Annotated in this window: 19 protein-coding genes; 16 read left to right on the forward strand and 3 right to left on the reverse strand. The window is 52.4% G+C overall.

The features are described from left to right. The first annotated feature begins 113 nt into the window (after positions 1-113). Complete coding sequence (gene loiP / locus D5398_RS04795) at positions 114-866, forward strand: metalloprotease LoiP (protein ID WP_120506547.1); 753 nt, start codon at positions 114-116, stop codon at positions 864-866. A gap of 199 nt (positions 867-1,065) precedes the next feature. Continuing rightward, positions 1,066-1,824, forward strand: coding sequence for a metalloprotease LoiP (loiP, locus tag D5398_RS04800; RefSeq protein WP_120506548.1), 759 nt, complete (start codon positions 1,066-1,068; stop codon positions 1,822-1,824). 84 nt (positions 1,825-1,908) lie between these two features. On the opposite strand, the gene D5398_RS04805 is transcribed toward loiP (D5398_RS04800), so the two are convergent. Together D5398_RS04805 and speA are read right to left on the reverse strand one after the other, a co-directional pair. Next, entirely contained in the window at positions 1,909-3,390 is a 1,482-nt protein-coding gene (locus D5398_RS04805; protein ID WP_415838482.1) for an efflux transporter outer membrane subunit, read from the reverse strand. A gap of 259 nt (positions 3,391-3,649) precedes the next feature. After that, positions 3,650-5,629 carry a biosynthetic arginine decarboxylase gene (gene speA, locus D5398_RS04810; protein WP_120506549.1) on the reverse strand — a complete coding sequence of 660 codons (1,980 nt, stop codon included), beginning with the start codon at positions 5,627-5,629 and terminating at the stop codon, positions 3,650-3,652. 881 nt (positions 5,630-6,510) lie between these two features. Between speA and metK the strand changes: the two genes are divergently transcribed. The 8 genes from metK (at position 6,511) to ruvX (ending at position 13,783) form a co-directional block, all read left to right on the forward strand. Then, positions 6,511-7,665 (forward strand): methionine adenosyltransferase, encoded by a 1,155-nt coding sequence (gene metK, locus D5398_RS04815; RefSeq protein ID WP_104923205.1) that lies wholly within the window; start codon positions 6,511-6,513, stop codon positions 7,663-7,665. 403 nt (positions 7,666-8,068) lie between these two features. Then, positions 8,069-9,463, forward strand: coding sequence for a sugar porter family MFS transporter (locus D5398_RS04820; protein ID WP_120506550.1), 1,395 nt, complete (start codon positions 8,069-8,071; stop codon positions 9,461-9,463). A gap of 75 nt (positions 9,464-9,538) precedes the next feature. Next, on the forward strand, positions 9,539-10,060 hold the full coding sequence (locus D5398_RS04825; protein ID WP_120134049.1) for a SprT family zinc-dependent metalloprotease: 522 nt from the start codon (positions 9,539-9,541) through the stop codon (positions 10,058-10,060). Positions 10,061-10,152: 92 nt separating this feature from the next. Next, the gene (gene endA / locus D5398_RS04830; protein WP_120506551.1) at positions 10,153-10,866 is read left to right on the forward strand and encodes a deoxyribonuclease I; all 714 of its coding nucleotides are present in this window, start codon (positions 10,153-10,155) and stop codon (positions 10,864-10,866) included. A gap of 101 nt (positions 10,867-10,967) precedes the next feature. After that, complete coding sequence (gene rsmE, locus D5398_RS04835) at positions 10,968-11,699, forward strand: 16S rRNA (uracil(1498)-N(3))-methyltransferase (RefSeq protein WP_120506552.1); 732 nt, start codon at positions 10,968-10,970, stop codon at positions 11,697-11,699. Between the two features lie 11 nt (positions 11,700-11,710). Next, positions 11,711-12,661, forward strand: coding sequence for a glutathione synthase (gene gshB, locus D5398_RS04840; protein WP_015698493.1), 951 nt, complete (start codon positions 11,711-11,713; stop codon positions 12,659-12,661). A gap of 130 nt (positions 12,662-12,791) precedes the next feature. Further along, the gene (locus D5398_RS04845; RefSeq protein ID WP_120506553.1) at positions 12,792-13,355 is read left to right on the forward strand and encodes a YqgE/AlgH family protein; all 564 of its coding nucleotides are present in this window, start codon (positions 12,792-12,794) and stop codon (positions 13,353-13,355) included. Beyond that, a complete protein-coding gene (gene ruvX / locus D5398_RS04850) occupies positions 13,355-13,783 on the forward strand; it encodes a Holliday junction resolvase RuvX (RefSeq protein ID WP_120506554.1) in 429 nt (142 codons plus the stop codon). Before D5398_RS04845 ends, ruvX begins: the two co-directional genes overlap by 1 nt. On the opposite strand, the gene D5398_RS04855 is transcribed toward ruvX, so the two are convergent. Further along, complete coding sequence (locus D5398_RS04855; protein ID WP_120506555.1) at positions 13,774-14,796, reverse strand: type IV pilus twitching motility protein PilT; 1,023 nt, start codon at positions 14,794-14,796, stop codon at positions 13,774-13,776. The genes ruvX and D5398_RS04855 overlap by 10 nt on opposite strands. A gap of 22 nt (positions 14,797-14,818) precedes the next feature. Here D5398_RS04855 and D5398_RS04860 point away from each other — a divergent pair, with 22 nt between their 5' ends. The 6 genes from D5398_RS04860 to hemW all read left to right on the forward strand — a co-directional run bounded on the left by D5398_RS04860 (position 14,819) and on the right by hemW (position 19,058). Continuing rightward, positions 14,819-15,538: a YggS family pyridoxal phosphate-dependent enzyme gene (locus D5398_RS04860; protein WP_120506556.1), complete on the forward strand. Its 720-nt coding sequence runs from the start codon at positions 14,819-14,821 to the stop codon at positions 15,536-15,538. 72 nt (positions 15,539-15,610) lie between these two features. Beyond that, positions 15,611-16,432 (forward strand): pyrroline-5-carboxylate reductase, encoded by an 822-nt coding sequence (proC, locus tag D5398_RS04865; RefSeq protein ID WP_120506557.1) that lies wholly within the window; start codon positions 15,611-15,613, stop codon positions 16,430-16,432. 22 nt (positions 16,433-16,454) lie between these two features. Further along, entirely contained in the window at positions 16,455-17,009 is a 555-nt protein-coding gene (locus D5398_RS04870) for a YggT family protein (protein ID WP_013576832.1), read from the forward strand. Continuing rightward, a complete protein-coding gene (gene yggU / locus D5398_RS04875; RefSeq protein WP_120134058.1) occupies positions 16,994-17,299 on the forward strand; it encodes a DUF167 family protein YggU in 306 nt (101 codons plus the stop codon). Before D5398_RS04870 ends, yggU begins: the two co-directional genes overlap by 16 nt. Positions 17,300-17,320: 21 nt before the next feature. Beyond that, positions 17,321-17,929 (forward strand): XTP/dITP diphosphatase, encoded by a 609-nt coding sequence (locus tag D5398_RS04880; RefSeq protein WP_120506558.1) that lies wholly within the window; start codon positions 17,321-17,323, stop codon positions 17,927-17,929. Then, positions 17,922-19,058, forward strand: coding sequence for a radical SAM family heme chaperone HemW (gene hemW, locus D5398_RS04885; protein WP_120506559.1), 1,137 nt, complete (start codon positions 17,922-17,924; stop codon positions 19,056-19,058). Before D5398_RS04880 ends, hemW begins: the two co-directional genes overlap by 8 nt. Positions 19,059-19,124 lie beyond the last annotated feature (66 nt).

Consider the following 19,124-nt stretch of genomic DNA (forward strand, 5'->3'; position numbering starts at 1 on the left):
TTACACTATAGATCGGGTACTGCGAAAAACCTACCCTAACGCTATTCTTACAGTCAGAGCCTTTTTCTGGCTGCATTCACTGTTTTTTTAACTTTCTCCGGGAACCCAAATTAATGAAATTTCGCCCTGTTTTGTTGAGCCTTTTTGCCGCGTCGCTGGTCAGCGGCTGCGCGACCGTCAATACCGATACGTTAATGCAGTCCGGCGCTCAGGCTTATCAGGCATATACGCTGAGCGATGCCGACGTTAAAACGCTGAGCGTGCAGTCTTGCGAAGAAATGGATAAAAAAGCACAGATTGCTCCGGACGACAGTGAATATGCACAGCGCCTGAAGAAAATCTCGGCGGCGCTGGGCGATAACATCAACGGTACGCCCGCCAACTATAAGGTTTATCTGACTAAAGACGTCAACGCCTGGGCGATGGCCAACGGTTGTATCCGCGTTTACAGCGGGCTGATGGATATGATGAACGACAACGAAGTTGAAGGCGTGCTCGGCCATGAAATGGGCCACGTCGCGCTGGGCCATACCCGTAAAGCCATGCAGGTGGCTTACAGCACCACGGCGGCGCGTTCTGCGATTTCGTCACTCGGCGGTGTCAGCGCCACTCTGTCGCAATCACAGCTGGCGGATCTGGGCGAGAAATACGTCAATGCGCAGTTCTCGCAGAAACAGGAATCTGAAGCCGATGATTACTCTTTTGATTTGCTGAAAAAACGCGGCATCGATCCGACCGGTCTGGCGACCAGCTTTGAGAAGCTGGCGAAACTGGATCAGGGAAGCAGCATCGGCTGGTTTGACGATCACCCTTCCTCTGAAGCCCGCGCTCAGCATATTCGCGATCGTATAGCTTCCGGAAAGTAATCATTTTACGGGATGCGTCATTTTTCGCATCCCGTTTTTAAAATTCCAAAAAGCTTATTATTTCCTTAACTTTCTGATTAATAGAAATAAGCCATCACTAAATCTGAAAATAACATCTTACCCGCGCTTTTTCTCGCTTACTTAAGCCGATTGGTTATTCTTCCTCAGCAGTTAATTTAACTATTAAGGAAGATGGATTATGAATTTTCGTTTAACCTCAATTGCATTAGGCGTAGCGGTATTATTAAGCGGCTGTCAGAACGGCTCATTAAATACTGATGCAATGATGAAATCCGGCTCAGACGCTTACAAAGCGGCTACGCTGACAGATCAGGATGTCATCAACATGACTGACGGTGCCTGTAAAGCGATGGATGCCGAATCTAAAATTGCTTCATCAAAAAGCAAATACACAAAACGTCTGAATAAAATTGCCAAAAATCTTGGTAATAATATCAATGGCACACCGGCGAATTACAAAGTTTATCTCACCAGCGACGTTAACGCCTGGGCGATGGCCAACGGTTGTATCCGCGTTTACAGCGGTCTGATGGACATGATGACAGACGATGAAGTGGAAGGCGTTCTGGGTCATGAAATGGGTCACGTCGCCCTCGGTCACACCAAAAAAGCCATGCAGGTCGCGTATAGCGCTTCTGCCGCGCACAATGCTGCGGGTGCAGCCGGTGGCATTGCGGGACAACTTTCCAGCACCCAGCTGGCTGATCTGGGTGAAGACCTGATCAACGCGCAGTTCTCGCAGAAACAGGAATCTGACGCAGATGATTATTCCTATGACTTGCTTAAAAAACGTGGTCTGCCGACTCAGGGCTTAGTGACAGCCTTTGAGAAACTGGCGAAAATGAGCGGTGGCAGCGAGAAGAGTTTATTCAGCTCGCATCCGCCATCTCAGGAACGCGCCGACCATATCAAACAGCGTATTGCTGACAATAAATAGTCGTCAGAAATAAAGTGTTTGCCAGGATGAAAAGTTTCAGAAACTAAAAAGTCAGGGGGCATTCAAACATGCCCCCTTTTCGTTTTATCTTTGGTGAGATGAATCAGGCTCTGCGGCACGGTAACCGCCACCTAACGCACGGGTCAGATGAATATCAGCACTGATCCATTCGCCCTGCATCTGAATTTGTGTCGCCTGTTCCTGTAACAATGGCAACTTCGCTCTGGCGACATCGGCCCCGCTCAGGATCCCCACTTCATATCGCTGCCGGGTCAGTTCCCACAGATGCTGACTGCCATCAACTGCCATTTGCTGATGTGCATTTTCAGTGGAAAGTGTCTGTACCTGACTGGCACTTTTCACCACGTCGGTTACCGCATCGACGACTGCCTTGTTATACGAGGCAATGCTCAGATTACTGCTGGTGCGCACAATATCCAGATTGGCGTTCAGTCTGCCGCTGTCAAATATCGGCAGCGTGAGCCCGGCGACGACACCCATTTGCTGCGCGGAACTGCGGAACAAATCACTCATATGCAAGGCATCGTATTGCAGGAACCCCATCAGATTGATGCTTGGATAAAATGCAGCGTGCGCCGCATCAACCGCGCTCAGGGACGATTCGATATACCAGTGCGCTGCCTGCAAGTCCGGACGGCGCGCCATAAGCTCATAGTCGAGCCGCGGCGGCAAACTCTCTCTGACCGGCGGCAAGGCAACAGGTGTCAGGTGAACCGCTGGCGATTTCAGACCCAGCATCGCCTGCAAGGAGGTTTGCAGCAATTGCAGGCGGCCTTTTGAAGCATCAATTTTTTCGTCAATTTTCGCCAGACGAATTTTGGTACTGGTGTCATCGAATGAAGAACGAACCCCCTGCGCATAGAGCTGCTGATCCGTTTTAGCGATGATGGCTTCCTGCTCACGTAAATCCAGCAAGGTCTGATGCAGCGCCATGTATGTCTGGATGTCCCAGTACAACTCGACCACCGCCGATGACACCAGTAAATGCGCTTCGGCCAGCTCAGCTTGTTTCGCCTGTGAAACGCCCAGCGCCGACTGAATTTCCGAACGGTTTTTGCCCCACAGATCCAGCTCGTAGCTGCCCTGCAAGCCAAAAGTCCCGTTGGTATACCACGGGCCGGTGGTTCCCGCCGCCGGATCATCCAGCGCAAACGGCCCCATCACACCTTCTGCGGACATCTTCTGCCGCTCGACATCCGCACCGAAATCCAGCTGCGGACCGCCACGGGCTTCCTGCATCTTGATCTTAGCTTTCGCCAGTTCAACGCGTTGCTGCACAACGGCTATCGAAGGCGAATCTCTCAGTGCCTGCTCAACCAGTGTATTTAATTGCGGATTATGGTAGTTCAGCCACCAGTCTGAACCCGGCCATTCGCGCATGGCGGAAGCAGGGACTTCCGGGGTGCGCAGCTTTGCAATATCTGTGACAGGCAGTGCAGGTTTTTCGTCATGCACCCATGCGCATCCGCTCACGGACAGAAATAAAGGCAATAAAATAAATGACGATATTATTTTATTTTTATAAAGCTTATGAATTGATTTCAATTTAACTATTCACTCAACAAATAAAACAAATTAGAAAGGAAGATAAATAATGGGGCGAACGATACGGGATAAAAACACGGAGGAATTGTTAACGCGTGCGGACGGGGGCTATTTGCAAAGAAATAATTTTAATGAATAGAATTTAGTGAGGTATTAATTGATATTTAATATTGGTTGCTGAGTTAGCATTCACAGCACAAATAAAAACGCCCGAATAATATCGGGCGCTGATTAATTATTGATAACATTTTACGTACTGTTATTCGTCTTCCAGATAAGTGTATCCGTATAAACCGGATTCAAATTCTTCGACGAACTGCGCCTGCAGTTCAGCGTCCAGATCGGTTTCTTTCACCTGATCGCGGAAACGGGCCAGCAACACATTCGGATCCAGTTGCACGTATTCCAGCATGTCAGCGACGGTATCGCCTTCATCAGACTGCTGCACTTCAATGCTGCCGTCAGGGAAGACAAACACATCGACCGCCGCCGTATCACCGAACAGATTATGCATGTTACCGAGGATTTCCTGGTACGCGCCGACCATAAAGAAGCCCAGCACTGGCGGATTCTCAGGGTCGTACGGCGGCATTGGCATCGTGGTCGCCACGCCGTCACCGTCAATGTAGTGATCGATTGTGCCATCGGAATCACAGGTGATGTCGAGCAGAACCGCACGACCTACCGGTGGCTTGTCCAGACCTTCCAGCGGCAGAACCGGGAATAACTGATCGATACCCCACGCATCCGGCATTGACTGGAACAGCGAGAAGTTGACGTACAGTTTGTCCGCCATACGTTCCTGCAATTCGTCAATGATCGGACGGTGCGCACGGTTACTCGGATCCAACTGATCCTGAATTTTATTGCAGATATTCAGGTAGATGTCTTCCGCCCAGGCACGCTGCGTCAGATCCAGAATACCGTGTGCATACTGCGAATGGACATCGTGCAGATCCATCTGGCAGTCATGTAGCCATTCACGCAGTGAGCGACGATTTTCCGGATCGTGCATTTCATTCCAGGTATCCCACATGCTGCCGAGCGCGCGCGGTGCGTCATTTTCTGGCGCAACCGGCTCTTTAAACTCGTTGCGTTCAACGCCAATCACATTGGAAACCAGCACGGTGTGGTGCGCGGTCACGGCGCGACCTGACTCGGTGATCACCGTCGGGTGTGGCAGGCCATGCTCATTACAGGCATCGCCGATACCCCAGATGACGTTGTTGGCGTATTCGTTCAGACCGTAGTTCACCGAGCAGTCAGACTGCGAACGGGTGCCTTCGTAATCCACACCCAAACCGCCGCCGACGTCGAAGCACTGAATGTTGACGCCCAGCTTGTGCAGTTCGACGTAGAAACGCGCAGACTCACGTACACCTGTTGAGATATCACGGATATTCGCCAGCTGAGAACCCAGATGGAAGTGCAGCAGTTGCAGGCTTTCCAGACGCCCTGCTTCACGCAGCATTTCGACCAGTTGCAGAACCTGAGATGCCGCCAGCCCGAATTTGGATTTTTCGCCACCGCTTGACTGCCATTTCCCGGAGCCCTGCGAAGACAGGCGCGCGCGCACACCCAGACGCGGGATCACGTTCAGACGCTCGGCTTCTTCCAGCACCAGTTTAATCTCAGTCATCTTCTCGATAACCAGATACACCTTGTGGCCAAGTTTCTCGCCAATCAACGCCAGACGGATGTATTCGCGGTCTTTATAACCATTACAAACGATCACGGAACGGGTCATCCCGGCGTGCGCCAGTACGGCCATCAGCTCAGCTTTCGAACCGGCTTCCAGACCCAGCGGTTCGCCGGATTCCACCAACGATTCAATCACGCGGCGGTGCTGGTTGACCTTAATCGGATAAACCAGGAAGTAGTCACCCTCGTAACCGAACGATTCGCGCGCGCGTTTGAACGCGGCGTTAATTGAACGCAGACGGTGCTGCAAAATTTGTGGGAAACAGAACAATGCCGGCAGACGCTGACCGTCCTGCTCACGCATGTCTTTTACCAGTTGTGCCAGATCAACACGGGCAGAAGGCTCATCAGGATCTGGGCAAACACTGATGTGGCCCAGTTCGTTGACGTCAAAATAGTTGTTACCCCAATAGGCAACGTTGTAAGTGCGCAGCATCTTGCTGGCATCACGATCGTTCACGGCAACCTCCTGCATGGAGCGCAAAGAAACAGTATCGCCCGCGTGTGACGGACGGTGGGACTGGATGTCATCAGACATAGGTAAATCCTCTTTCTATACTGACAACATGGCCAGCCACTATCGCAGTAACAACAAGTGAGAACAACCCGTAAGGCTGGCTTTCAGACAGGATAAAACCCTGCGTGCCACAGCCATGGGACTGTTTTCCACTCATATCATTGTAAAACACGTTTTTAGACTCCGTGTAACGAGTCGGGAGAAATCAGGGGATGAATGCCCCAAGAGGTTGCAGGCTACATCAGTTATATGTCGGGATTGCGATGCTCACGCAAACCGGAACTTACTGAGTAGCGTACCGATGTCGGCGACTGACCTGTCTATAGTCAGGCTGTCTGAAACATCGCAGAGAGGACAGACGCTTTTCACAATGAAGGTCTGATAGAAGTGCTGCAGAACGCAATGAAGGCTGCAGGGGATGCTGTAGAAATGTTACAAACGGTAAAAAGTGGGTCATTAAACTAACCACCTCCACACGTGCCACGCATCACCCGCGGGCATTCGAGCTGAGAAAACAGTAATTACTGGAATACGCTGCTTCTATAGAGACTACAGAAATATGCATAGCGCGCGCCGTTTATACCGGCAACCCGCTGTAATTGCAAAATGAAAATGCAGTGCAAATAGTTTCCGGACGTGAATATCACTGCAATCCCGCACAATAACGCCATATCCATCACAAAAATGACTGGCAATTGCGGCATCTGCTATCCTAAAATAGCCGTCCAGATGTTAATCCGTCCGCACGCTTGGGTGGTTTAACGCGCAAACTGCTTCAAGGCTTTGCCTAATGGGGACATGCAGGACGCATTGCGACAATGGCGAGCTCAGCTCCTCATCTGCCAGTCTCCCCAGTGCTATGCAGTGATATCTAACCCGTCGTATGTAAGGTAAAGAACATAATGGCTAAACACCTCTTCACGTCCGAATCCGTTTCGGAAGGACATCCAGATAAAATTGCTGACCAGATTTCCGATGCAGTCCTGGACGCAATCTTAGAGCAAGACCCAAAAGCACGTGTTGCATGTGAAACTTATGTCAAAACCGGCATGGTCCTGGTTGGCGGTGAAATCACCACCAGCGCATGGGTCGACGTTGAAGAAATCACGCGTCAGACTGTTCGTGAAATTGGCTATATCCATTCTGACATGGGTTTCGATGCCAATTCCTGCGCAGTTCTGAGCGCTATCGGCAAACAATCGCCGGACATCAATCAGGGCGTTGACCGTACCGATCCGCTGGAACAAGGCGCGGGCGACCAGGGTCTGATGTTTGGTTATGCCACCAACGAAACCAGCGTACTGATGCCTGCCCCGATTACTTATGCACACCGTCTGGTGCAGCGTCAGGCTGAAGTTCGCAAATCAGGCACCCTGCCATGGTTGCGTCCGGATGCAAAAAGCCAGGTCACTTTCCAGTATGACGAAGGCAAAATCGTCGGTATCGATGCGGTGGTGTTGTCTACTCAGCACTCTGAAGATATTGCGCTGAAAGATTTGCAGGAAGCGGTGATGGAAGAAATCATCAAACCTGTACTGCCGGCAGAATGGCTGAACGCCGGTACTAAATACCACATCAACCCGACTGGCCGTTTTGTTATCGGCGGCCCGATGGGTGACTGCGGTCTGACCGGTCGTAAAATCATCGTGGATACCTACGGCGGCATGGCACGTCATGGTGGCGGTGCGTTCTCGGGTAAAGATCCGTCTAAAGTTGACCGTTCAGCAGCTTACGCGGCACGTTATGTCGCGAAAAACATCGTGGCTGCCGGCCTGGCTGACCGTTGTGAAATTCAGGTGTCTTACGCTATCGGCGTGGCAGAACCGACTTCCATCATGGTGGAAACTTTCGGTACCGGTAAAGTGTCTAACGAACAGCTGACTTTGCTGGTTCGCGAGTTCTTTGACCTGCGTCCATACGGCCTGATCCAGATGATGGATTTGCTGCACCCGATCTACAAAGAAACCGCTGCATACGGTCACTTTGGTCGCGAACATTTCCCTTGGGAAAAAACCGACAAAGCGGCTCAGTTGCGCGAGGCAGCAGGCCTGAAATAATTTTTTCAGACTGTTCTGCACTGAAACCCTGCCCTTGCGGCGGGGTTTTTTATTGCTTGTTTTTAAGGGATTTATTGGGATGGAGTCTGAATTTTGATGGGAAATGAAAACGGTTACAGATAATAACTTGTTATAAATTAATAGATTATTTTCATGATTAAAAATGTGTCACATAATTTTGATTGATATAAATCAATTTATGGGCTATTACTCTGCATGAAAGTCCCTCCCCTGCTGCATATCTCTTTGAAACCCTTACCGAACAACCCTCCCAATCACACCTATAAGTGTAAACGATTACAACACTGTGACCGGGTTCACGTTAAGCTGTGCGCAGGGTAAATAACATAACAACCTAAGCATTATTACAAACTCAAAACGATTGCATTATTTTGGAGACCGGATGAACAACTCAACATCGACCAAAGGAAAACGCTCTAACAAAAGCGTCACTTTCTTTGTCTGTTTTCTCGCTGCACTGGCCGGACTGCTGTTCGGCTTAGATATCGGCGTCATCGCTGGTGCCCTGCCATTTATCAGCCATGACTTTCAAATTACCAACCACCAACAGGAGTGGGTGGTGAGTTCTATGATGTTTGGTGCTGCTGTCGGCGCTGTGGGCAGTGGCTGGCTGAATTTCCGCCTCGGACGTAAGTATAGCCTGATGATCGGCGCTATCTTGTTCGTCATTGGTTCCCTGTGCTCCGCCTTTGCGCCTAATGCAGAAATCCTGATTGTTGCGCGCGTACTGCTGGGTCTGGCGGTCGGTATCGCGTCTTACACTGCGCCGATTTACCTGTCAGAAATCGCACCGGAAAAAATCCGCGGCAGTATGATTTCCATGTACCAGCTGATGATCACCATTGGTATTCTGGCGGCGTATCTGTCTGATACCGCATTCAGCTACACCGGCGCGTGGCGCTGGATGCTGGGCATCATCACTATCCCTGCGTTGCTGCTGCTGGTTGGCGTCTTCTTCCTGCCGGACAGCCCGCGTTGGCTGGCTGCACGTGGCGATGACGGTAAAGCGCGCCGCGTACTGGAAAAACTGCGTGATTCCAGCGAGCAGGCAAAACGCGAACTGGATGAAATCCGTGAAAGTCTGAAAGTAAAACAAAGCGGCTGGGGTTTATTTGTTAACAACAAAAACTTCCGTCGTGCGGTTTACCTCGGCATTCTGTTGCAGGTAATGCAGCAGTTCACCGGTATGAACGTCATCATGTACTACGCGCCGAAAATCTTCGGTATCGCCGGTTTCGCCAGCACCTCTCAGCAGATGTGGGGCACGGTAATTGTTGGTCTGGTCAACGTTCTGGCAACCTTCATTGCTATCGGGCTGGTTGACCGCTGGGGCCGTAAGCCAACGCTGAAACTGGGCTTCCTGGTGATGGCAGTGGGTATGGGCGTGCTGGGTACCATGCTGCACATCGGTGTCGAATCCGATGCGGCGAAATACTTCTCCATCGCCATGTTGCTGATGTTTATCGTTGGTTTTGCAATGAGTGCCGGTCCGCTGATCTGGGTTCTGTGTTCTGAAATTCAGCCACTGAAAGGCCGCGATTTTGGTATCACCGTTTCCACCGCGACCAACTGGATTGCCAACATGATCGTCGGCGCGACCTTCCTGACCATGCTCGACAGCCTCGGCAACGCCAACACCTTCTGGGTGTACGCCGCGCTGAACGTGGTCTTCATCTTCATCACCATTGCGCTGATCCCTGAGACCAAAAACGTCTCTCTGGAACATATCGAACGCAATCTGATGAAAGGCGAAGCCCTGCGCGACATCGGTAAGTAAGTCCGCCATTCCTCCCCTGCAAAGGGGAGGAATTCAAGATTGCATCTCTTCCCCACCAGATTTATCCTTCGCCAGATGAAAACCTCACGTCTCCCCATCGCCCTTCAGCAAGCCGTTATGCGCTGCCTGCGGGAAAAACTCCAGATGGCCAATCAGTTTTTCGGCACCGATTACTCCGAGCCGGAAATCACCTATCAGCAACGCGGCACCAGCGCGGGAAGCGCGTATCTTCAACACTGGCAAATCCGCCTGAATCCGGTGCTGCTGATGGAAAATCAACAGCCTTTTATCGATGAAGTCGTCCCCCACGAACTGGCTCATTTGCTGGTATACCGGCGTTTTGGCCGGGCACCGGCCCCGCATGGCAAAGAGTGGCGCTGGATGATGGAACACGTGCTGGGCGTTTCCGCCAGCAGAACGCACAAATTTGAAGTTGCCTCGGTACAAAGCAAAACCTATCCATATTTATGCGCCTGTCGCGATCATCAGCTCACCGTGCGTCGTCATAATAAAGTGATGCGAAAAGAGTCAGAATATCGCTGTCGCCATTGCGGCGAGCTCTTACGTTTCAACGCTAAAGGCACCACTAACTGTTGATTTTTCAATCACTAATAGCGGTAAAGTCTCATTGTCACAGCCACTGGTATCCGTTACCCTTCCGGCCTTTTAGTCTCAGGGCTTTCAGAAACATGTTTCGTAAAACGTTCTTATCTTTTCTGTTTATCGGTGCGCTGGTACCGCTGAGCGCCTTCAGCCAGTCTGGCAAAGCCATCAATAACTTCAGCCAGGCCAAAGCCGCCGCCGTTAAAATCAATCAGGGTGCCCCGACCTTTTACTGCGGCTGTGATATCAGCTGGCAGGGGAAAAAAGGGACGCCGAACCTGCAATCCTGCGGCTATCAGGTAAGAAAAAGCGAACAGCGCGCCAGCCGGATTGAGTGGGAGCATGTGGTTCCCGCGTGGCAGTTCGGCCATCAGATGCAGTGCTGGCAGGATGGCGGACGCAAAAATTGTGCGAAAAACGCCGATTATCGTCAGGTAGAAACTGATCTGCATAACCTTGAACCGGCCATCGGTGAAGTGAACGGTGACCGCAATAACTTCATGTACGGTCAATGGAATGGCGGAGAAGGACAATATGGCCGCTGCGAAATGAAAGTCGACTTCAAGGCAAAAGCCGCTGAGCCGCCGGTTCGCGCCCGCGGCGCTATCGCTCGCACCTATTTCTACATGCGAGACCAGTACAAACTGAATTTGTCCCGCCAGCAAACCCAGCTGTTTACCGCCTGGGATCGCCAGTATCCGGTCACCTCCTGGGAATGTGAACGCGACAACCGCATCGCCAGCGTACAGGGCAATCATAATCCTTACGTTCAGCAGGCTTGCGCACAACGAAAAAGCTAACTTAGTATTAACACGTCATCAGGGCACATTAGCTCGCGACAACGCGGGCTAATCACGCCAAAATAGCCCTCCAGAAAAGACTTTAAGGACAGCAGCCTCACATGCGCATACCCCGCATTTATCATCCGGAAACACTGACCGCTCACAGCGAGATTGCGCTGAGCGAAGATGCCGCCAACCATGTCGGACGCGTTCTGAGAATGCAGCCCGGTCAGGCGATCCAGTTATTTGATGGCAGTAATCAGGTTTTCGAAGCCAGCATCACTCAGGTTGATAAGAAAAGTGTGCGTGTCAGCCTGAGCGAAGGCGTGCTGTCAGACAACGAATCCCCGCTGAATCTGCATCTCGGTCAGGTAATTTCACGCGGCGAGAAGATGGAATTCACCATTCAGAAATCCATCGAGCTGGGTGTGAATACCATTACCCCGCTCTTCTCTGAGCGTTGTGGCGTCAAACTTGACGGCGAACGTCTGGAAAAAAAATTGCAGCAATGGCAGAAAATTGCCATCGCGGCCTGCGAGCAATGCGGACGTAACCGCATCCCTGAAATTCGCCCGGCGATGCAGCTTGAAGCCTGGTGTGCCGAACAGGACGACAGCCTGAAGCTGAACCTGCATCCGCGCGCCAGCCACAGTATTAATACCCTGCCGCTGCCGGTGAGCCACGTCCGCTTACTGATCGGCCCTGAAGGCGGTTTATCCGCTGACGAAATTGCAATGACCTCCGGCTACGGATTTACTGATATCCTGCTGGGACCCCGTGTTCTGCGTACAGAAACCACAGCACTCACCGCGATAACGGCCTTACAGGTTCGTTTCGGCGATCTGGGTTAAGAGGAGACCAAATGATCAAGCTTGGCATCGTGATGGACCCGATTTCTTCCATCAACATTAAAAAAGACACCAGTTTCGCTATGTTGCTGGAAGCGCAGAGTCGTGGCTACGAGCTGCACTACATGGAAATGAATTCCCTGTATCTGCGTGGCGGCGAAGGCCGTGCGACCACCAAAAAACTCAGCGTGAAGCAGGATTACGACGGCTGGTATGAGTTTGGTACTGAGCAGGATATCGCCCTGCAGGAACTGGATGTCATCCTGATGCGTAAGGATCCTCCGTTCGATACCGAATTCATTTACGCCACTTACATTCTTGAACGTGCCGAAGAAAAAGGCACGCTGATCGTTAACAAGCCGCAGAGCCTGCGTGACTGTAACGAAAAGCTGTTCACCGCGTGGTTCCCGGAACTGACGCCAGATACGCTGGTCACCCGCAATGCGGCACAGCTGAAAGCGTTCCACAAAGAACACACTGACGTGATCCTCAAGCCGCTGGACGGCATGGGTGGCGCTTCAATTTTCCGTCTGAAACCGGAAGATGCGAACGTTTCAGTGGTGATTGAAACCCTGACCGAACACGGCAGCCGTTTCTGTATGGCGCAAAATTATCTGCCGGCCATCAAGGACGGTGACAAACGCGTTCTCGTCGTCGATGGCGAACCGGTGCCTTACTGCCTGGCGCGCATTCCGGCACAGGGCGAAACCCGTGGCAATCTGGCGGCCGGTGGTCGTGGTGAAGCACGCCCGCTGAGCGAAAGCGACTGGGCGATTGCCCGCACTGTCGCGCCAGTCCTTAAGCAGAAAGGCCTGATTTTTGTCGGTCTGGATATTATCGGCGACCGCCTGACTGAAATTAACGTCACCAGCCCGACCTGTGCGCGTGAAATCGAAGCAGCATTCCCGATTTCCATCACCGGCATGCTGATGGACGCTATCGAAAAGCGTCTGGCCGCCCGCTGAACTGTCTGACCGCATAATCTGATGGGTTGTTCAGCTATGCTGGATAACCCACTTTTTTTGCTGCGGATGACGTACTACACTGCCCTCTCCGCTGTATTTTAATTTTCTGAGGTTAAACATCCTACATACCATGAATCTACAACATCACTTTCTTATTGCGATGCCTGGCCTGGATGAACCCCAGTTCAAACGTTCGGTCGTCTATATCTGCGAACATAATGAAGACGGCGCAATGGGTCTGGTGATAAACAAACTGGTCGAAGATTTCACCGTAGAAAACGTCCTCGAAAAACTGGATATTACCCCTGAACCTCGCGACCTGAACATCCGTCTCGACCGCCCGGTCTTTTCCGGTGGTCCGCTGGCTGACGATCGCGGATTTATTCTGCATACGCCGCGCGAAGGTTTTGGCTCCAGTATCCTTATCTCGGACAGCACCATGATCACGACGTCTAAAGACGTACTGGAAACGCTGGGTACGCCAGACCAGCCGAAAGATGTGCTGGTGGCGCTCGGATACGCCGCATGGGAACAGGGCCAGCTGGAAAAAGAGTTGCTGGAAAATTCCTGGCTGACCATTGAGGCCAGCAGTGACATTTTATTCCGTACCCCGATTGCCGACCGCTGGCGTGAAGCCGCGAAAATGATCGGTGTCGATGTCAGCCAGCTTGCCACGCATGCAGGGCACGCATAATGGCTAACCGCACTGTTTTTGCTTTCGACTTCGGCACTAAAAGTATCGGTCTGGCCATCGGTCAGGAAGTTACCGGCACAGCCCGCCCGCTGACATCGTTTAAAGCGCAGGACGGCACGCCGGACTGGCAGAAAATCGAAAAACTGCTGAAAGAATGGCTGCCGGATCTGGTCGTTGTGGGTCTGCCACTGAATATGGACGGCACAGAACAACCTCTGACTGCGCGCGCGCGCAAATTTGCTAACCGCCTGCATGGCCGGTTTGGCGTTCAGGTTGAGCTGCATGATGAACGTCTGAGCACTGTTGAAGCCCGCGCTGATTTGTTTGACCGTGGCGGATTCCGCGCGCTGGACAAAGGTAGCGTGGATGCCGCTTCTGCGGTGATCATTCTGGAAAGCTGGTTCGAGAAACAATGGAGTCAGCCCTGATTTTCGGCCAGCAGCCCGGCACTTTGTCGCTGCTGAAGACTTTGGGCAAATGTCTGCATTCCGGCCTGTGCGCCGGTTTGCAGAATATCCGCCAGCTGATGAGTTTTTCCTTCGCGGATCATATTGCACACTGCGGGCGTTGACGTCAGCACTTCAAACAACGCCACCCTTCCCGATTTTTTACCGTCCTTTTCTTTCGTCACCGCCAGTTTTTGCGCGACAACAGCCCGCAGACTGCCCGCCAGCTGCGCCCGCACAAAGGCTTTTTCCTCAGCCGGAAAAACATCAATCAGCCGGTCGATGGCCTGCGTCGCATTGCGCGTATGCAGTGTCGCCAGTACCAGATGCCCTGTTTCTGCTGCCGTCAGCGCCAGCCGGATGCTTTCGGTATCACGCAGTTCTCCCAGCAATAACACGTCCGGATCCTCACGCAATGCCCCCCGAACCGCTTCTTTAAATGAACGGGTATGCAGCCCCAGTTCGCGCTGCTGAATAAGGCACTGCCTGCTGACATGGATAAGCTCAATGGGATCTTCCAGCGTAATAATATGTCGCGCCGTATGACGGTTGAGGTAATCAATCATTGCCGCCAGCGTGGTGGACTTCCCGCTGCCCGTTGCGCCGGTCACCAGGATCAGGCCATCTTCCCGCATAATGATTTGCTGCAAAATATCCGGCGCCAGCAGTGCGGCCAGTTCTGGACAACAGGCGGGAACCGGCCTGAGTGCCGCCGACAAACCCTGCAATTGCTGAAACACATTCAGGCGCATTCGTACTCCATGCGCCAGCGTCAGCGCTTTATCGAATTGTCCGCTCAGTTGCAGACTTGTCTGTTCCGTAACATTCAGCCACTGGCTGACAAGCTTTTGCATCTGCGAAGCGTCTATCACCGGCAGGTCTTCACACGGACATAATTCCCCTCCGATGCGCAGCACAGGCCGATAGCCGGTACAAAGGTGCAGATCAGAGGCATTTTGCTTTACACTACGTCCCACCAATCCATCAATATCCATGTTGAAATCCTTCTGAGTCCCTATGAGCCTTAGTCAGCAAAACGCTATTGAGCAGAACTTACAGAATGTCCGCGAGAAAATCGCAGCCGCTGCACACCTTTGCGGCAGGCCTTCAGAAGAAATTACATTGCTTGCAGTGAGTAAAACTAAACCTGCGAGCGCTGTCGAAGAAGCGATTGCCGCCGGGCAGTTAGCGTTCGGCGAAAACTATGTGCAGGAAGGCGTGGATAAGATTGCCCACTTTGCCGGACACCAGCCTGCGCTGACCTGGCATTTCATCGGGCCGTTGCAGTCAAATAAAAGCCGACTGGTGGCGGAGAACTTCGACTGGTGTCATACCATCGACCGCCTGAAGATCGCCCAGCGACTCAACGAGCAACGTCCGGGGGATTTAGCGCCATTACAGGTGCTCGTCCAGGTCAATATCAGCGACGAAAGCAGTAAATCAGGCATTGCTGTGAGTGAAGTAGCGGAGCTGGCGACGCAGATTATGGCGATGCCTAACCTGACTTTACGCGGTCTGATGGCGATCCCGGCGGTGGAAACCGACTATGCGCGCCAGCTGGAAGTTTTTGGCCAGATGCGTGATGCCCTTAAAGAGTTACAAAAGATTTGCCCGCAGGCCGATACTTTATCGATGGGCATGACTGATGATATGCCTGCCGCAATTGCGGCAGGCAGCACGATGGTTCGTATCGGCACCGCCATTTTCGGTGCCCGTGATTACAGCGCAAAACAGTAACCGCACTCTGCTGGTTTACTGCTTTACTATTGATTGGCTCAATTCAGCCCCCATTAAAAGCAAGGAGCATGAATGCAACATCGCAAAATTTGTTTTATCGGTGCCGGTAACATGGCAGGCGCCATCATTTCCGGCCTGGTTGAAAGTGGTTATCCGGCCAATATGATCAGCGTTTGTGCCCCTTCCACCACCCATCGCGATGCGCTGGCCGCAAAATATGGCGTACAGAGCAGCAGCGATAACAGCGGCTGCGCGAAAGCGGCGGATGTCGTTGTATTGTCTGTAAAACCGCAAATGATGGCGGATGTGTGTAAAGCACTGCAAAAAGACGTGGATTTCAGCGGCAAGCTGGTACTGTCGATTGCCGCAGGTGTCAGCGTGGCACGCTTCTGCGCGCTGCTGGGCGAAAATCTGAACGTAGTGCGGATTATGCCTAACACCCCTTCGCTGGTCGGTCAGGGCATGAGCGGTTTGTATGCACCGGAACAAGTTTCACAGGCTGACCGTGATTACAGTGGCGAACTGATGACCGCCGTCGGTAAAATTTGCTGGGTCGACACCGAAGAAGGTATCAACCACGTGATTGCTGCCGCGGGCAGCGCACCGGCCTATTTCTTCCTGTTTATGGAAGCGATGCAAGCCGAAGCGCAGCGTCTGGGATTCAGCGCTGAAACCGCGCGGATGCTGGTTGAACAGGCCGCCAGCGGTGCCAGCGCACTGGTTGCTGCCAGCCCGGACACGCCATTGTCACAACTTCGTGAGAATGTGACGTCCAAAGGCGGCACCACCTTTGAAGCATTGAAAGTGTTCACTGATCGTAAATTACCGGAGATCGTTTCCGAGGCCATGCAGGCCGCCATTACCCGCGCGCAGGAAATGGAAAAACTGTTCTAATTAAAAATATTAAAGGTAACGCATGTTAACGCTGACTTTTCTGGTTAAGACCCTCATTGATCTCTACGTGATGGTTTTACTGCTGCGTATCTGGATGCAGTGGGCTCGTACCGATTTCTATAACCCGTTTTCACAGTTTGTGGTGAAGATTACTCAGCCCATTATCGGACCGCTTCGCCGGATTATTCCGCCGCTGGGCCCGATTGACAGCGCAAGCCTGCTGCTGGCTTTCATTCTTTGCACCATCAAATTCCCGTTGCTGTTGCTTATCCAGAGCGGCGCTATCTTCTTTGGTCTGAGCAGCCTGCTGATTGGCCTGATAGGGCTGGTCAAAGCTGCCGGTTATCTGGTGTTCTGGCTGGTCATTATCCGCTCGCTGATGAGCTGGGTGAGCCAGGGCCGCGGACCGATGGATTATCTGCTGATGCAGCTGACTGAGCCGCTGATGGCACCTATCCGCCGTATTCTTCCGGCGATGGGCGGTATCGATTTCTCAGCGATGGTCGTGATCCTTATTCTGTATATGCTGAACTATCTCGGTATGGATTTGCTGGGTGCGCTGTGGTTCCAGCTTTAAGTCCGGTAGTCTGGCAGTCTGACGCGCTGGTTTTGCGGCTGGTTATCCAGCCCAAAGCCAGCCGTGACAGCCTGGTAGGTTTGCATGGCGATGAGCTGAAAGTCGCCATCACCGCCCCGCCGGTAGATGGACAGGCCAATACTCATCTGGTGAAATTTCTCGCAAAACAGTTTAAAGTCGCCAAAAGTCAGATAAGCATCGAAAAGGGCGAGCTGGGCCGCCATAAACAAGTCCGCATTACCAATCCGCAAAATATCCCGACTGAGGTCGCGGTACTGCTCGCTGAATAACGTTTAAGTCAGGACTCTCCCATGCAGAAAGTCGTATTAGCTACCGGCAACGCCGGTAAAGTGCGTGAACTCGCACATCTTCTGGCCGATTTCGGGCTGGATGTGGTCGCACAAACCGAACTCGGTGTTGAATCCGCCGAAGAAACAGGCCTGACGTTCATTGAGAACGCCATCCTGAAAGCCCGCCACGCAGCGGCTATCACCGGTTTGCCTGCTGTTGCCGATGACTCAGGTCTGGCGGTGGATTTTCTCGGCGGTGCGCCGGGAATTTACTCTGCACGCTACGCAGGCGCTGATGCCTGCGATCAGGAGAATCTCGATAAGCTGCTGGTGGCGTTAAAAGATGTGCCGCAGGGCCAGCGCAGTGCGCAATTCCACTGCGTGCTGGTGTATATGCGCCACGCTGAAGATCCGACGCCGCTGGTCTGCCACGGCAGCTGGGCCGGCGAAATTACCTTTGCTGAAGCAGGCGCAGGCGGCTTTGGTTATGACCCTATTTTCTATGTTCCGGAACTGGGTAAAACGGCCGCAGAACTGAGCCGTGAAGAAAAAAGTGCGGTTTCGCACCGCGGGCAGGCATTAAAATTGTTATTTGCCGCGATGAAAGAGGCTGTAAAGAAGAATGCGTAAGTTACCGCCGCTGAGTCTCTACATCCATATTCCGTGGTGCGTGCAAAAATGCCCCTACTGCGATTTCAACTCGCACGCGTTAAAGGGTGAAGTACCGCATGACGATTATGTTGCGCATCTGCTGGCTGATTTGGATGCGGATCTGCATCTGGTCGGTGGGCGCAGTGTAGGGACAATTTTTATCGGCGGCGGAACTCCTAGCCTGCTGAGCAGCGAAGCGATGCAAAATCTGCTCGACGGCGTCCGCGCGCGCTTGCCGGTCGATGCTGACGCTGAAATTACCATGGAAGCCAATCCGGGTACCGTCGAAGCAGACCGCTTCAGCGGCTATCAGCGCGCCGGAGTGAATCGTATCTCCATCGGCGTACAAAGTTTCGATGCGCAGAAACTGGAACGTCTTGGACGCATTCACGGCCCAGAAGAAGCTAAACGCGCGGCGCATCTGGCGACCGGCCTGAATCTGCGCAGCTTCAATCTGGATCTGATGCACGGTCTGCCGGATCAGACGCTGGAAGAAGCACTGGATGATTTACGTCAGGCCATCGCGCTAAATCCGCCACATTTGTCGTGGTATCAGCTGACCATCGAACCAAATACGATGTACGCCTCACGTCCGCCAAAACTGCCGGATGATGACGCACTGTGGGATATTTTCGAGCAAGGCGATCGACTGCTCACCGCAGCCGGTTATCAGCAATATGAAACCTCTGCTTACGCCAAACCGGGTTACCAGTGTCAGCACAACCTGAACTACTGGCGCTTCGGGGATTATCTCGGCATCGGCTGCGGCTCGCACGGCAAGCTGACACAACCTGACGGGCAGATCCTGCGTACCGTGAAAACCAAGCACCCGCGCGGTTACATGCAGGGGCGTTACATGGATAAACAGCATCCGGTCGAAACCGCAGAACTGCCGTTTGAGTTCTTCATGAATCGCTTCCGCCTGCTGGAGGCCGCGCCCCGTGAAGAGTTTGGTTTATATACCGGACTGAATGAATCGGTGATCCGCGCGCCATTAGACGAAGCCATCGCCAAAGAATATCTGGTAGAAACCGACACCCACTGGCAGATCACCAGCAAAGGAAAACTGTTCCTGAATTCGCTGCTTGAGCTGTTTTTGACGGAGTAACCGAAGGCGTCTCTCTACTTTAAAACCTGATAAGTGTAAAAATATTCCCTTATCAGGTTATTTATG

The sequence above is a fragment of the Rahnella bruchi genome (assembly GCF_003614975.1).
GTDB classification, from domain to species: domain Bacteria; phylum Pseudomonadota; class Gammaproteobacteria; order Enterobacterales; family Enterobacteriaceae; genus Rahnella; species Rahnella bruchi.